Annotated in this window: 11 protein-coding genes and 4 pseudogenes; 10 read left to right on the top strand and 5 right to left on the bottom strand. The window is 66.1% G+C overall.

Annotated features, from left to right (window positions below; all coding sequences use genetic code 11):
* The first annotated feature begins 31 nt into the window (after positions 1–31).
* From J8N05_RS32265 to J8N05_RS32280, 4 genes and pseudogenes are all read left to right on the top strand, one after another.
* Positions 32–892 carry an alpha/beta fold hydrolase gene (locus tag J8N05_RS32265; RefSeq protein WP_210889056.1) on the top strand — a complete coding sequence of 287 codons (861 nt, stop codon included), beginning with the start codon at positions 32–34 and terminating at the stop codon, positions 890–892.
* 29 nt (positions 893–921) lie between these two features.
* Positions 922–2,100 (top strand): annotated as a pseudogene (locus tag J8N05_RS32270) (MFS transporter); the annotation flags it as partial.
* A 780-nt stretch (positions 2,101–2,880) separates the two neighbouring features.
* Positions 2,881–3,093, top strand: a pseudogene (locus tag J8N05_RS32275) (transposase); the annotation flags it as partial.
* 48 nt (positions 3,094–3,141) lie between these two features.
* Positions 3,142–3,345 (top strand): annotated as a pseudogene (locus J8N05_RS32280) (IS630 family transposase); the annotation flags it as partial.
* Between the two features lie 444 nt (positions 3,346–3,789).
* Here J8N05_RS32280 and J8N05_RS32290 read toward each other — a convergent pair.
* Together J8N05_RS32290 and J8N05_RS32295 are read right to left on the bottom strand one after the other, a co-directional pair.
* Positions 3,790–4,314 (bottom strand): TRADD-N-associated membrane domain-containing protein, encoded by a 525-nt coding sequence (locus tag J8N05_RS32290; RefSeq protein WP_210889060.1) that lies wholly within the window; start codon positions 4,312–4,314, stop codon positions 3,790–3,792.
* A 12-nt stretch (positions 4,315–4,326) separates the two neighbouring features.
* Positions 4,327–4,575, bottom strand: coding sequence for a hypothetical protein (locus J8N05_RS32295; RefSeq protein ID WP_210889062.1), 249 nt, complete (start codon positions 4,573–4,575; stop codon positions 4,327–4,329).
* A 389-nt stretch (positions 4,576–4,964) separates the two neighbouring features.
* Between J8N05_RS32295 and J8N05_RS32300 the strand changes: the two are divergent.
* A pseudogene (locus tag J8N05_RS32300) lies at positions 4,965–5,971 on the top strand (IS630 family transposase); the annotation flags it as partial.
* Positions 5,972–6,221: 250 nt separating this feature from the next.
* Positions 6,222–6,548: a divalent-cation tolerance protein CutA gene (gene cutA / locus J8N05_RS32305; RefSeq protein WP_210889064.1), complete on the top strand. Its 327-nt coding sequence runs from the start codon at positions 6,222–6,224 to the stop codon at positions 6,546–6,548.
* 74 nt (positions 6,549–6,622) lie between these two features.
* Here the strand turns inward: cutA and J8N05_RS32310 are convergent, their stop codons facing one another.
* From J8N05_RS32310 to J8N05_RS32320, 3 genes are all read right to left on the bottom strand, one after another.
* Positions 6,623–7,864, bottom strand: a complete 1,242-nt coding sequence (locus tag J8N05_RS32310; protein WP_210889066.1) for a helix-turn-helix domain-containing protein — start codon at positions 7,862–7,864, stop codon at positions 6,623–6,625.
* A gap of 190 nt (positions 7,865–8,054) precedes the next feature.
* Entirely contained in the window at positions 8,055–9,218 is a 1,164-nt protein-coding gene (locus J8N05_RS32315; RefSeq protein ID WP_210889068.1) for a helix-turn-helix domain-containing protein, read from the bottom strand.
* A 6-nt stretch (positions 9,219–9,224) separates the two neighbouring features.
* A complete protein-coding gene (locus J8N05_RS32320) occupies positions 9,225–9,644 on the bottom strand; it encodes an NUDIX hydrolase (RefSeq protein ID WP_210889070.1) in 420 nt (139 codons plus the stop codon).
* A gap of 72 nt (positions 9,645–9,716) precedes the next feature.
* Between J8N05_RS32320 and J8N05_RS32325 the strand changes: the two genes are divergently transcribed.
* The 4 genes from J8N05_RS32325 (at position 9,717) to J8N05_RS32340 (ending at position 13,236) form a co-directional block, all read left to right on the top strand.
* Positions 9,717–10,613 (top strand): TauD/TfdA family dioxygenase, encoded by an 897-nt coding sequence (locus J8N05_RS32325; RefSeq protein WP_210889072.1) that lies wholly within the window; start codon positions 9,717–9,719, stop codon positions 10,611–10,613.
* Between the two features lie 32 nt (positions 10,614–10,645).
* Positions 10,646–11,083, top strand: a complete 438-nt coding sequence (locus J8N05_RS32330) for an ATP-binding protein (protein WP_247706597.1) — start codon at positions 10,646–10,648, stop codon at positions 11,081–11,083.
* A 694-nt stretch (positions 11,084–11,777) separates the two neighbouring features.
* Complete coding sequence (fxlM, locus tag J8N05_RS32335; RefSeq protein WP_210889076.1) at positions 11,778–12,983, top strand: methyltransferase, FxLD system; 1,206 nt, start codon at positions 11,778–11,780, stop codon at positions 12,981–12,983.
* 67 nt (positions 12,984–13,050) lie between these two features.
* Complete coding sequence (locus tag J8N05_RS32340; RefSeq protein ID WP_210889078.1) at positions 13,051–13,236, top strand: FxLD family lanthipeptide; 186 nt, start codon at positions 13,051–13,053, stop codon at positions 13,234–13,236.
* The last annotated feature ends 71 nt before the right edge of the window (positions 13,237–13,307 follow it).

A 13,307-nucleotide genomic window follows, 5' to 3' on the forward strand; every position in this document is an offset into this window, starting at 1 on the left:
TCGACGGACGGTGATCGCTTGGGATGGGGCCATGCCTCCCTCCCCGAACACCACCGCTCATCAGGTGAGCACCGTCTTCGTCCTGGTCCACGGCGCCTGGCACGGCTCGTGGCAGTGGGCGGCGACGCAGCGGGCGCTCGCCGGCCTCGGTGCCGCGAGCGTCGCCGTCGACCTGCCGGGACACGGCTTCGGCGCTCCCCTGCCCAGCGGATACCTGCTGCCCGGCCGCCCCGGCCTGCTGACCGAGAGGTCGCGGCTCGCCGACGTGACGATGGACGACTGCGCCGAGGCCGTCCTGGACACACTGCGCCGGGTCCGCCGCTACGGCCGTGTCGTGCTCGTCGCGCACAGCGCGGGCGGCGGTCCCGCGTCGCTGGCGGCGGAACGCGCGCCCGAACTGGTCGACCAGGTCGTCTATCTCTCCGCGTTCGTGCCCGCGGGCCGTCCCCGGTTCTTCGACTACCTGGGCGCGCCCGAGAACACCACCGCTCGCGGGCAGAGCCTCAACCTCGGTGACCCGGAGGCCCTGGGCGCCGTACGGATCGACCCTCTGTCGCAGGACCCCGCCTACGTCGAGGAACTACGGCAGACCCACTACCACGACACGCCCGCCGACCGCTTCGACCGCTGGCGCTCCGCGCTCAGCCCCGACCTGCCCCTGGCCGTCCCGACGACCCCCGTCACCCTGACCGCGGCGCGGTGGGGCCGTATCCCCCGCACCTTCCTGCGCTGCGCGGACGACCGGGCGCTGCCGACGGCCACGCAGGACCTGATGATCGCGGAGGCCGACCGGGCCCTGCCGGACGAGCCGTTCACGGTCCGCACGCTTCCGGGCAGCCACAGCCCGTTCGCCGCCCGCCCGCAGGAACTCGCCGAGGCCCTGACCCGGTGACCGGCCGACGCGTCCCGCTCCTCCCGGTGGTGCTGAGCGCGACCTTCGTACAGCTGCTCAACGTCACGATCGCGCAGATCGCCGCGCCGGCCATCCAGTCGGGTCTGGGCGCGGGCCCCGGCGCGGTGCAGCTCGTGCTGGCCGGATACACCCTGGCGTACGCGTGTCTGCTCATCACCGCCGCACGGCTGGGCGACCGCTACGGCTACCGGCGGCTGTTCGCGCTGGGCACCGCGGTGTTCACGGCCGGCTCGCTGGCCTGCGCCGCCGCGCCCGGTGCCGGCTGGCTGATCGCGGCCCGGCTGGTGCAGGGTGCGGGCAGCGGCCTGGTCGCCCCGCAGGTGCTCTCACTCATCCGCACCGGCGTTCCACCGGACCGCCGCCCACGGGCCCTCGCCCTGTACGGCGCCACGATGGGCGTGGCCTCGCTGGCCGGACCCCTCGTCGGCGGGCTGCTCGTCGGCGCCGACCTCTTCGGCCTCGGCTGGCGCGCGGTCTTCCTGGTCACGGTGCCGGTGGCACTGGTCCCGCTGGCTGGTTCGGCCCTGCTGCTGCCCACGCGGGACACGTCCGGAGAACGGGTGGACTGGCCGGGAGCGGCACTGTCCACCACAGGCTTCGCCGCGCTGATCGTCCCGTGCGCGCTGGGCCGGGAGGCCGGCTGGCCCTGGTGGACGTGGGCCTCCTTCGCCGTGGCCGCGACGACCCTCACCTGCTTCGTGCGCACCCTGAGGCACCGGCCGAACCCCCTGATCCACCCGTCGGTCCTGCGCGACGGAACCGCGCGGCGGGGCGTACTGCTGGTGTTCGTCTTCAACGCCGGAGTCCCCTCCTTCACGTACCTGCTCTTCCTCCACCTGCAGTCCGCACTCGGATATACGGCGCTGTCCGCCGCGCTGGTGTCGGCACCGTTCGCTGCGGCGGCAGTGGCGGGCAGCCGGGCCGCCCCGGCCCTCTCGCGCCGCTGGGGCACGACGACGCTGACGACGGCGGCGCTGGTCCTCGCGGCCACGGCCGCGGCACTCGCACCGCTCATCGACACCGGGCCCGTCCACCACGCGGCACTGCCGGTCCTGCCGGTCCTGGCAGCCGGGGGCGCCGCGTTCGGCCTGTTCACGGCCGCGGTGTTCACACTGGTCCTGGCAGGCGTACGGGGCCCCGCAGCGACGTCGGTGTCCGGCCTGCTCCCCACGGCCCAGCAACTCGGCGGCTCGATCGGCGTGACGATGGCAGGGCTGGCCTATTTCGCCCCGGCGGCGAACACGAACGCGTCATTCACGCACGCCATGACGTACGAGACCACGGTCTTCACCCTCACGGCCTTGATCACCCTCCGCCTGCACCACCCCAAGACCGCCCCGGACCAGCCCGATCCGGAGCAGCTCCCCGCAGCACACGAACAGACCGCCCAAGGCAAGGCCCTACGCGAACGACCCGCAACTCAGACGCCCTTGGCGACCGGCTCCAGAATCGCCACGCACTCCACATGATGCGTCATCGGAAAAATGTCGGCTCCTGTGAGTCGCGGAAAAGGCCAGTTCAGGGGCGCTTTCTTAGCTCGCTGTGCAGCCTGAGAGCGGCCAGAGCGTCAAACGAGCGTCATGACGGACAGTCCGTGCTGCTCAGGGCGGCGCAGACTCGGCTACCAGATCGCCCCAAGAAATCCGCGTCGCTTCGCTCCAGTCCTCAATGTCGTCTACCGCGACGGGGAGACGGAGTCCCCTCCGATGTGTGGTTCGATCAGCAACTCCAGAACAGGATCGGTGGCAGTAGGCCGATTGCAGCCCGAATCCGGAACCCGGATCCTCCAACGAGGAGCAGCAGGCCAACTCCCCCTTCTACACAAGATGGTGGCAGTGCTGGTGACCTGGACGATCCCGCCGCGACCAAGGGATTTCCCCCTGGCCATGTTCAATCTCACGAAGCGATCCGCCACCAGGCTCCCGCCGGCGACCGGGGCTCTGCAGTGACCTGAAGCCATCAGCAACTGGACAGACACAGTCCGCGCCGATGACCTGCCAGCCTTTCATGCCTTCGTCGACGGGCTCCAGCGCGACCACGACGCCGTCGTCGCAGGACTGACGCTGCCCTGGAGTTCGGGCCCCGTCGAAGGACACGTCAACCGGATCAAGATGTTGAAGCGACAGATGTACGGACGGGCCGGATTCGCCCTGCTCCGCAAGCGAGTCCTCCTCGCTTGACCGCTCTCACGCTGTGTGACCCCATCACGGAAATCTTGACTGAGCCTCTCGATGACGCCGCCCATCGCCCGCACCTGGGCCCGCCGCGGGCAGACACCCGTCATCCGGGTCCGCGGCACCTCCCGCCGCCGCATCTCGATCGCCGCCCTGACCTGCTACAAGCCCGGTGAACGTTCCCGGCTGATCTACCGGCCCCGCCGCGACGACGGCCGACGCGACGGACGCAAGAGCTTCGCTTGGACCGACTACCGCCGCGAGACACCCAGGTCATCCGCGACCTGCGCGTTCGGCAGGCCCTCCGCGCATGCCAGCACGATCCTCGACCGCAGCACCAGCGCCTGAGACGCGGTCTGCTTGCGCAACCAGCCCCGCAGCACCCGGCGTTCGTGATCGCACAACCGCAAGCGAACTAACGACTCAGGACCCTAGCTCCGTCGACGAGCCCGCAAAGGAGCTTATCAAAATTATTGCCCAATACCTGCGGAAGGGCAAGAATCTTGGGTCGTTCCAAGAACTGCCGAATGGCGGCTTTGAGATCAACATGATTGGTCTCGTTGAGGGTGTTGATCTATCTCCGGAGACGGACAGATAGGCCATCCGCAGGATCCACTAATACGTATGCCTCGACCGTTTCTAAGCAGGTCGCGGCGTACGCCCTATTTTAGCACCCAGATAGAGCGAAAAGTATGTGGCCATTTACTTGCCTTTACCCTTCGCGTGCGGGAAGAGCTCGAAGAGCGTACGGACAGTCGCTGGATCGCCACTGTCCACTGCCTTATTCCACGTCTTCCAAAAGGCAGCTCGGTGGGCGATGTCATTGTTGAGCTTACCTTGCGCAATAATGTGATTCAATATTCCATTGAAGACTTTCATATGTGTTGCGCGAAGGTAGAACGCGGTAGCTGAGCCAACTCCACTCGCAAAACCAGCTACGATTCCTTTCGTCAAATCAGGCGAGAAGAGAACTGCAGCGATACCAGTCGCAATAAATACGAGACCCGCGAACATGGCGACTTGAACACACCAAAAACTTCTGTGCCGCAATTTTTCAAGATCTTTAGAGTCATAGAGAGTCGTTACGTAAGGACTCTCCTGGGCTTCCTGCTCTGGCAGTTCAGCCTTCCGGCTACTACGGCTAACATAGCCCCTTGTCTCGACGAATGAACGGTCTCCGTTTAGTGAGACTATTATCTGAGCGCGCGGGGCATCGGTGTTCTCCATAACCACTCCGCGTCACTTGGTTATTTGCGTGGCGGCTTGTTCAACAAGGGCGACCATGCTGATCTCAATGTCGCCATTCGGCATTTCTCTGAATGCCCCAATATTTCTGCCTTCTTGTAGGGCTTTCACAATCCATCTAATCAGTTCTGCTGTGAGCCGTTCATGCTCATCTTTACTGAGGTGCGGATAGCGGCTCCGCACGGCAGCAAATATCTCCCCCTTCTCAAGTGAAGCATCGCCACCTCTTTTTATTAACGCCATCTTCTCTCCTGGTGCTTCCTAGCGTGATCTATCGCCATTACGTGATCATTGGCGAGCGCTACTGACCACCAGCGGACGAGTCGTCAGCACAGTACCGAGCCGGAACCAGTATCGTCAGTTCGTAGTCAAATATCGTGCCCATGTAAACTCGTTCTCGACAATCGATGTTGCAGCGTGCACCCATCTCCTCATCCCAACCAAGCAGGAGCTGTTGAGCGTAATCTTGTCAGGACATCATGTTTGCCACCTCGCGGCGGGGAGAACCCCCGCCTCAGTGATCCTTTCGGACCACCAGGACGGGGGATATCCCCGTCAACCGCCGGGAGCGTTGGCAGCTACGGAGCTAGGGTCCTGAGTCGTTAGTTCGCTTGCGGTTGTAGGGTGGGGTGATGCCTGGCCCGAAGCCGTTGCCGCTGGAGTTGTGCGATCACGAACGCCGGGTGCTGCGGGGCTGGTTGCGCAAGCAGACCGCGTCTCAGGCGCTGGTGCTGCGGTCGAGGATCGTGCTGGCATGCGCGGAGGGCCTGCCGAACGCGCAGGTCGCGGATGACCTGGGTGTCTCGCGGGAGACGGTGCGTAAGTGGCGGTCCCGGTTCGCCGCGGACCGGCTGGAGGGCATGGTGGACCGGCCGCGGCCGGGAGCCCCGCGGAAGATCACGGACGAGCAGGTCGAAGCCCTGGTCGCCACGACGCTCGGCCAGGCGCCACCAACGGGTGATTCGCACTGATCGACGCGCTCGATGGCCGGGGCAGCGGGCATGTCGCAGTCGGCCGTCTCGCGGATCTGGCGGGCGTTCGGCCTCAAGCCGCACATCGTGGAGACGTGGAAGCTGTCGACCGACCCACAGTTCGTGACCAAGGGCCGTGACGTGGTGGGCATTTCCCTCCCCGCCTGAGAACGCCCTGGTCCTCTCGGTGGACGAGAAGTCGCAGATACAAGCCCTGGACCGAACTCAGCCTGTGCTGCCGATGGCGCCGATCACGCCGGCGAAGATGACCCACGACTACGTCCGGCACGGCACGACCAGCCTGTTCGCCGCCCCGGACATCGCCTCCGGCTCGGTCACCGCCCAGCACTACCGCCGCCACCAGGAGTTCCTCCGCTTCCTGAAGGTCATCGACGCCGCCGTCCCCCAAGAACCTCGAACTCCACCTGATCCTGGACAACTACGCCACCCACAAGACCGAGCCGGTCAAGAAGTGGCTGCTCCGGCACCCCCGCTTCCACCTGCACTTCACTCCCACCTCGGCATCCTGGCTCAACCTCGTCGAACGCTGGTTCGCCGAGCTGACCTGCCGCAAACTCCGCCGCTCTGCCCACCGCAGCGTCATCGAACTCGAACGGGACATCCGCGGCTGGATCAACGAGTGGAACAAAAACCCCAGGCCGTTCGTCTAGGCGAAGACCGCCGACGACATACTCGACACCCTCGCCGCATACTGCACACGAATTAACGACTCAGGACACCAGCCCCTCCAGCCTTTCGGCGAGCCAGCGCACGACTCCACGTTCGCTGAGGCGATGGATCGCCCCGAAGACGCGAGTGGAGCCATCGTAGGCCGCCCGAAAGGGCCATCTACTTCTCCGGAGCCAACCTGAGGCTGCTGAGTAAGGTCGTGGTACATCGAGCTGGAGAGGTAGTTGCGTGGCCAACGAGATTGTGATCGCACAGACGACCATCGACAACGAGGACCAGGCAAAGGAGCTGGCCCGGGGCGCGGTTGAAAGCAAGCTGGCAGCCGGCGTCCACATTGACGCGCCGATCACTGCCGTCTACTGGTGGAAGAGCGAGGTCGAGACGACGTTGGAGTGGCGTATCTCGTACATGACCACGACAGAGCGCCTCCCTCAGCTGGAGACGTGGTTGTCCGAGAGGCACCCGTACGACGTCCCTCAATGGATCACGCTGCCTGTGACTGGGGGATCGGATGCGTATCTGGCGTGGGTTGTTGAGGAGACAACGCGGGACTGACAAGTGACGCGACGCGCGGCGAGCTGCGACAGTCGGGTTCTCAGGTCGCCAGTGTCCGGGGCAATGGGATCTGCTCAAGCCGCGAACTGTCCCAGGTGATGGGCGAGTTCTCGCTCACTTTCCGGGAGCCGTGCGGCGATCTTCGCGGCACGTTCCTTGCCCATCGTGTTCGGCTTGGCTTGTGATGCGGCCGTGAACTGGCGTGACACGTGAACGCCTTGTTCGACGTCGCCCCCATGTAGAAGCGCCGAGGCGAGATCACCGAGGACGACAACGCCGCCGTCCGGGAGTTCGTCCCCGAGGCGGCCGATCGCAGTGTCGGCCGTGGGAGTGAGTTCGGGCCGCCCCAGCTGCCCGAACACGGACAGGGCCAACGAATCCATCCGATACGGCGTCACGAAGCGGACCCACGCTTGTTCGCCGGTGTGATCCGCAAAGTCGTAAGCGAAGCGTGCTCGGTCAAGCGCGCGCAGAGCCCCTATCTCGTCGCCGACCGCGGCAGCTTCCTCCGCATGTCTTCCGAGTACCCAGGCGGCGGCCGTGGCGTTGCCGTGACCGCGTACGTCCTTGGAAGCTTGGGTGAGGAGTTCCAGCTTCCTTTTCGGTGTCGAAGCCTCGTAGCTAGCGTAGGTGAGAGCCAAGGCTCTGAGTGCAGGGTGCCCGGCCTTCGTCGCGCACGCAGTCGCGACGTCGTAGTAGGCGTCGGCCTTGTCGTACTCGCTCAAGTCCCAGGCCACCCATCCGGCCAGGGCAGCGGTTTCCCCGGCCGCGATGGTGAGAACCCGTTCGTGCTCGCCGGCATGAGGCAGGGCTACCGTGATCGCGTCGAGGTGCGATTCGACCGTGCGTTGCAGGCGCTGGGCACTGAGGTTGAGTTCCTGCACATGCAGGTCGGCAGCTCTGTTGATGAGCGCGACCGCAGCGGGCGTGTCGATACGGGAGCCCTTGCTGAGAGCGAAAGCGAGCCTCCCCCAGGGCTCGGCAGCCGCGCTTACGCCGATGGCGGCGCTGCCCAGCAGCTGGCGGCGCTTCACGTCGTCCTGGTCCTCCTCTTCACGAACGTTTCCCCGACGCCGTCGGGCACGGGCCGCTTTGGCCGCCAGGAGTAGCTCGTCGACGGGGACCCCGGAGGCCGCGGCGATGTGGGCGAGTGTGTGGTTCGTTGGGACGTTCTCGGAGTTTTCATAGCGGCTGATCTCCCGGCGGCTCACGGTTTGTCGCCCGGAGGCAGCGTTGATCGCGTCGGCCTGCTCCTCTTGCGTCCGGCCCGTGCCCTTCCGGAGCCGGAGCAGCAGTTCGGCGAACTGATCTGGCATCAGTGTGACCTTTGTCGTGGGCGGAATTCAATCATGGCCTCAATTCCCTCCGGGGTTCCCCCTTGACAGAAATTTCCCCCTCGGGATTCCCCTGGTAGACGGCTTCGGAACGCGGTGCGATGGGCCCATGACCATGCTCCTCAAGTTCGGTAACCGAGGCCGGCCGGTGCTGCTCTGGGACGAGATCAAGTTAGGCGGCCATCTCCTGCCGAATCCGGTCCAGGCCATGGTCTGCGGCTTCCCTGATCTCCGGCAGCCGATGGTGCGCCGCGCGCACAATGCGCTGCAATTGGTGCGGAAGGCGCTGGCGGACGGCTTCGTCGACGGCGGTGTGCAGGGACTGCGCAGCGCGGGCGCAGTCGTCAGCGGCCAGCCGTACTTGGGCGACGGTGATGAGTTCGATCACGCGCCACTGCGGGGCGACGGTCATCGTCGGTACGGGACTGCCCTGCTCGACCAGTCGTATGGCGATATCAGTCTTGCCAGTAGCCATCAGGCCTCGAAGTCGGATCTCGTGCAGGGCGTAGGGATTGAACAACGAGGTGTGTTCGGTCTCGGCGAGAAGCCGGTTCGTTTCCCTCATCGCCTCGTCGAAGAGGGGCTGATTTCGGAGGGCGCCGGCCGCGCGAGCGAGGAGTGGCAGCACAGCTGCTTTGGCCTCGTGGTCCGGTGCAAGAGCTGCCGCGTGTTGAAGCCGGTCGACGGCGGCTCCGTGGAGGCGGGCTTTGCGCAGTTCGTTTCCGTGCATGCGCAGCACGTAGGACGTGAAGACCGGATCGCCGAAGTAACGAGCGAGGGCGATGCTCTTCGCAGTCCAGCGGGCAGCGGTACTGAGTCGCTCCTCTGGGAGGACATTGCCCAGGGCGACACCAAGGCCGACACGAGCTCGGGCCAACAGGTACAGGACTTCCCGTTCCATGTGACCGTCCTCCATGCGCGCTTCGAGCCGGGCGACCAGTGGCCACAGCTCGGCGACCGCTTCGGAAGCGTGCCCGGATTGCCGAGCGATCTCGGCAAGGCGGACGGTGGACTCGCCGAACTGGAGCATGGCGCGGTGATCGGTGTCCGCAGGATCAGTGACGCCGACGACGTGCGGAGGCAGACACAGGGACTTCGCGATGTGCCGACGAGAGCCGACATCTTCGAGGCTTCGTTTGCCCAGTTCCAGCAGCGAGATGTACGTCTTGTCGTAGCCGAGAAGCTGTCCAAGTTCGGTCTGGGTTATGCCGTGCACACCGCGGTGGAAGCGCAGGATAGCCCCAATGTCGCGGGTGGCGAGGATTGCCTCGGCCTGCGGGGTGGCCCAATGCCACACGGTGTGTTGAGGGCGTCGTGCCATCATCGTGCCGTCCATCGCCGGTCACATCCGCGCAAACCAGGTACCGATGGACTGTTTGTATCCGTCCGGCATGGCCAAGCCGGACACTTCGTCGGCCGTGAACATCCCGAGTTGTTTGTGCTCGTGACTCAGCACGGGGGGCATGTCCGGAGTGAGGACGGTGCATCCGTAGGTGACGATCACGACTCGCCGGTCCGGCATGGCGACGGGCAGCGGCTGGTAGATCCACACGTCCAGGAGCGGACCGGCCTTCACCGCCCAGCCGGTCTCCTCCTCGATCTCCCTCTCCACAGCGAACTCTGCTGTGGTGTCGCGGGGTTCGAGTCGCCCTCCTGGCAGTTCCCACTCCTCGCGTTCGTTCTTCAGCAGCAGTACGCGTCGCCTGCCGTCCACGGCGACGCCCTTGACGGAGACGGGCCATGTAGGGGGCGTGTAATCCATCGCTCTCCTCGCATTACACGTGTGGCCGGGCGTGTGCGGAACGTAGCACGCGCCCCGTGGACCAACACGGGCGTGGGCGAATTGCCCGAGTCGACAATCCGTCGCTTTACCCCCGCCCTCGCGGCGCCGAACAGTGAAAACACCACAGCGCCGAGAAGGAGCTTCAGGATGCGCCGAGTTCATGAGCCGTACGCCGACGTCTTCGCGCGCAACCGTATCGACCTCACCGCGACGGGAGCGGAGGCGAGGATCGCGGGGCGGCTTCGGAAGACGGGCCTGGTCACTGTCGACGGCCTTGCCTCACGCGCTGCCGTGCTCGCTTTTGCCACCCGGATCATGAATGTGGTGCCGCACCGCGACAGTGAGCCGGACGGTCTCACCACGATCTGCGACAACCGACGCGATGCACATCGGGCGGGCTTCGCGGGGTTCAGCAACGGCCCTCTCGATCCACACACCGAGCGCTCCGGGACACCCAATCCGCCCCGTCTGATGCTCCTTGTGTGCGGGCAAACTGCCGTGGTCGGCGGGGAATGCCTGCTCACCGATGGGCAGGCCGTGCACTCCGGCCTCTTCGCTGATGAACGGCAGGCCGGACTGGCTCTGGCGCAGCCCCGCACCGCCTTCTTCGGCGCCGGTGACGGACACACCACGCAGGTGTTCACCGTCCATGACGATCTGAGGGTGTCCGTTCGTCTCCGGTTCGACGGGCTGGCGCGCTGGAACCCGATAGTGCACCCCTACCTCCCGCAACTGCGGGCCGCAGCCGTACATCATCAGGTACGTCTTCCCCTGGCTCTCGGCCAGGGCTACCTGCTGGATAACGAACGCTGGCTGCACGCGCGACGTGCCTTCACCGGTGATCGTCTCTTCTGGCGTGCCCTTGGTGAGCCCCTGTTCCCCATGCCGCACGGGTTCGTTCCCGCCCGCGCCTCCGTTCGCACACCCGTGCTCTCGGAGGCAGGATGATCGCGAAACGAGGCACGACGTTCGCGACGGGTGTGACGACGTCCAGCGAGTCCTTCGCCCTCAGTTCCTCACCCGAGGACCAGGCGGTTCTGTGCGGCTTCCAGGTCGACTTCCTCCCGGCTGAGATCCGCACTGCGGAGATGAGACAAGTCGCCAGGGGCCAGCTGAGCCGGTGGGACCTGACGATGCTGACCGACGACGCCACGCTCGTCGTCTCCGAACTGGTGACCAACGCCATCAAACATGGCAAGGGAAGATCGGTCGGACTCAAGGTGTGGCGCTTCACCGATGACCTTCGCATCGAGGTGACCGACGACAGCTCGACTCCAGCACGGCTGCGTTCTGCCGGCCCGGCCGACGAGAACGGCCGCGGCCTGTTTCTCGTGCCGGCCGTCGCGAAGGAGTGGGGCGCAAGTCCCGACGGCACGATGATGTGGTGCTCACTGACGATCCCCGATGAGGCATCGTGATGGCCACAGTGACGGCTGATGTCGCCGGGCGGTTGCCGAGTCCGGGAGCGTCCAACGATCGCGAGACGATCGGCGTGGGTCTGTACTGCCTTCGCCGGCTCCTCACGAGCGAGGTGATCGAGCGCGCTCCCATGGCAGACGTCGGGCAGCGTCCTCTGTCTGCCCGAGTCTTCGCCCGGCGCTGGGCCACGGCCCCACGTCCCCTACGGGGAACCTCAGCGCCTCGGCGCTGGGCGGTGGCTACACCCCATCAATCGCCAACTCCCCTGCTCGGCAACCCCGTTTACATCCACTTGCCGTACGCGGGGCCGGCTGGCCGGTCGCTGGTCCCCGAGTAGTCGGTGATCCGGAACCGGCGGCCGACCTTGCCAGACACCCGTCCCTGTGCTCGCCGTTCGTGGGGTTCTACGGCACAGGGGCGGGCCCGTCTCCCGGTGTGGAGAGCCACACGGCCTCCGGTCACGGACGGTATGGCAACTCTCCACGCCGGGACACCCGAGTCATCAGCAACCAGCCGGCCTCAGCAAGTGCCGTTGCCGAGGACCTACTTGATGCAGTCTCAGTCGAAGTTGATCAGCTGTCCCGCACCTCGGCGCGTGGCCGGGACCAAGGGGCGACGCCCTGGCTAGCGTCCCCAGCACCACTCCGGCCTCGGTTACAGGCACCCCTCCCAGAGACAGAAGTAGGTAATCGGATGACTGCCGTTGATGACGCGACCGTTCGCGATGCAGACAGGTTGCGTGCAGAGATGGTCCGTGCGTTGCGTGATCAGGACGCGATCACGTCCGAGGCGGTTGCTGCGGCCTTCGCCATGGTGCCCCGGCACCTGTTCGCGCCGGAAGCGTCCCTGAAAGTCGTCTACGATCTCCACCGCATCGTGCCGGTCAAGAAGGACGACAACGGCCTGAACGTCAGCGTCATGTCCGCCGCCCACCTTCAGGCCGTGATGCTGGAGCAGGCCGACATCGAGCCCGGGATGAAGGTTCTGGAGATCGGCTCCGGCGGGGTCAACGCCGCGTATCTCCAGGAACTTGTGGGCGGTGACGGTGAGGTCACCACCGTCGACATCGACGGGGACATCGTCGACCGCGCCCGCCTCTGTCTGGACGACGCCGGCTATACCTTGGTGAAGACGGTGCTCGCCGATGGCGAGAGGGGCGTCCCTGAGGGGGCACCGTACGACCGGATCATCGTCACCGCCGCTGCGTGGGACATCCCCCGTTCGTGGATCGACGGACTCACGGAGAAGGGCCGGCTCGTCGTTCCGCTGACGGTGTGCGGCACGACCCGCTCGATCGCCTTCGACCGCGACGGCGAGGGCCTGGTCAGCCGCTCCTACCGGTTGGCGCACTTCGTACCCATGCAGGGAGAGGGCGCCGCCGAGGAACGCAAGGCACTGCTGCGAGAGGGCGTCGTCGTGCAGACCGACGACGGGCGGGTACCCCTCAACCCGCAGGCGCTCAACCATGCCCTGGACGCCCCCAGGCTGGTGCGCTGGTCGGGGGCGGCGTGGGACCTGCCCGACGAACTGGAGCTGTACCTCACGCTCAACCTGCCAAGCGTGGTGCGGCTGCACGCCGCCAAGGACGTGGTCGACCAGGGCCTGGTGAACCCGTCGGCCCTGGTCGGGGTGTCCGCGCTGGTCAGCGAGGACAGCATCGCCTACCGCACCCGCCGCGACAACGAGGACACCGGCGGCTTCGAGAGCGGCGTCATCGCCCACGGTCCGCAGGCCGAAGCCCTCGCCGACCAGTACTCGGAACTGCTGCGCCGCTGGGCCGAACACCACCGTCGCAGGGGAGCCGTGACGTTCCGGTACCTGCCGGGCCCCGCCCCTACCCCGCTGCCGCAGAACGCCGTGCTGCGGCGGCACGGGATCGTCACCGCGTCCTGGACCTGAGACTCCGGGGCCCTGCGAGGGCTCCGGGACCCTGCACACCCTCACCTATTACCTCAAGGAGGCATGCATGACCGTTCAACTGGAACGACCGGCCATACCCGCGCAACCGGTCGCCGAAGTGCCGGAGTTCGCTGACTTCGACCTGGACATCACCATCGTGGAGGGCGGTCCTTCCTCGGACCAGCTCATTCGGATGACGGACGACGGCTGCAACTCCACGTGCGCGACCGCGTGCACGAGCTGCCCCGCGTAGTACCGACCGCGTCCATCGCTGTCCCCGGTCACGCCCGCGCTACGGGCGCGGCCGGGCAACCACGCAGTCCC

Source organism: Streptomyces liliiviolaceus (assembly GCF_018070025.1).
GTDB classification, from domain to species: Bacteria; Actinomycetota; Actinomycetes; order Streptomycetales; family Streptomycetaceae; genus Streptomyces; species Streptomyces liliiviolaceus.

Bases quoted from the DNA above. Each gene is read 5' to 3' on its own strand.
- J8N05_RS32315 (WP_210889068.1), bottom strand. From the start codon at position 9,218: ATGGACGGCACGATGATGGCACGACGCCCTCAACACACCGTGTGGCAT.
- J8N05_RS32295 (WP_210889062.1), bottom strand. From the start codon at position 4,575: ATGGCGTTAATAAAAAGAGGTGGCGATGCTTCACTTGAGAAGGGGGAG.
- J8N05_RS32290 (WP_210889060.1), bottom strand. From the start codon at position 4,314: ATGGAGAACACCGATGCCCCGCGCGCTCAGATAATAGTCTCACTAAAC.
- J8N05_RS32320 (WP_210889070.1), bottom strand. From the start codon at position 9,644: ATGGATTACACGCCCCCTACATGGCCCGTCTCCGTCAAGGGCGTCGCC.
- J8N05_RS32310 (WP_210889066.1), bottom strand. From the start codon at position 7,864: ATGCCAGATCAGTTCGCCGAACTGCTGCTCCGGCTCCGGAAGGGCACG.
- J8N05_RS32340 (WP_210889078.1), top strand. From the start codon at position 13,051: ATGACCGTTCAACTGGAACGACCGGCCATACCCGCGCAACCGGTCGCC.
- J8N05_RS32265 (WP_210889056.1), top strand. From the start codon at position 32: ATGCCTCCCTCCCCGAACACCACCGCTCATCAGGTGAGCACCGTCTTC.
- fxlM (WP_210889076.1), top strand. From the start codon at position 11,778: ATGACTGCCGTTGATGACGCGACCGTTCGCGATGCAGACAGGTTGCGT.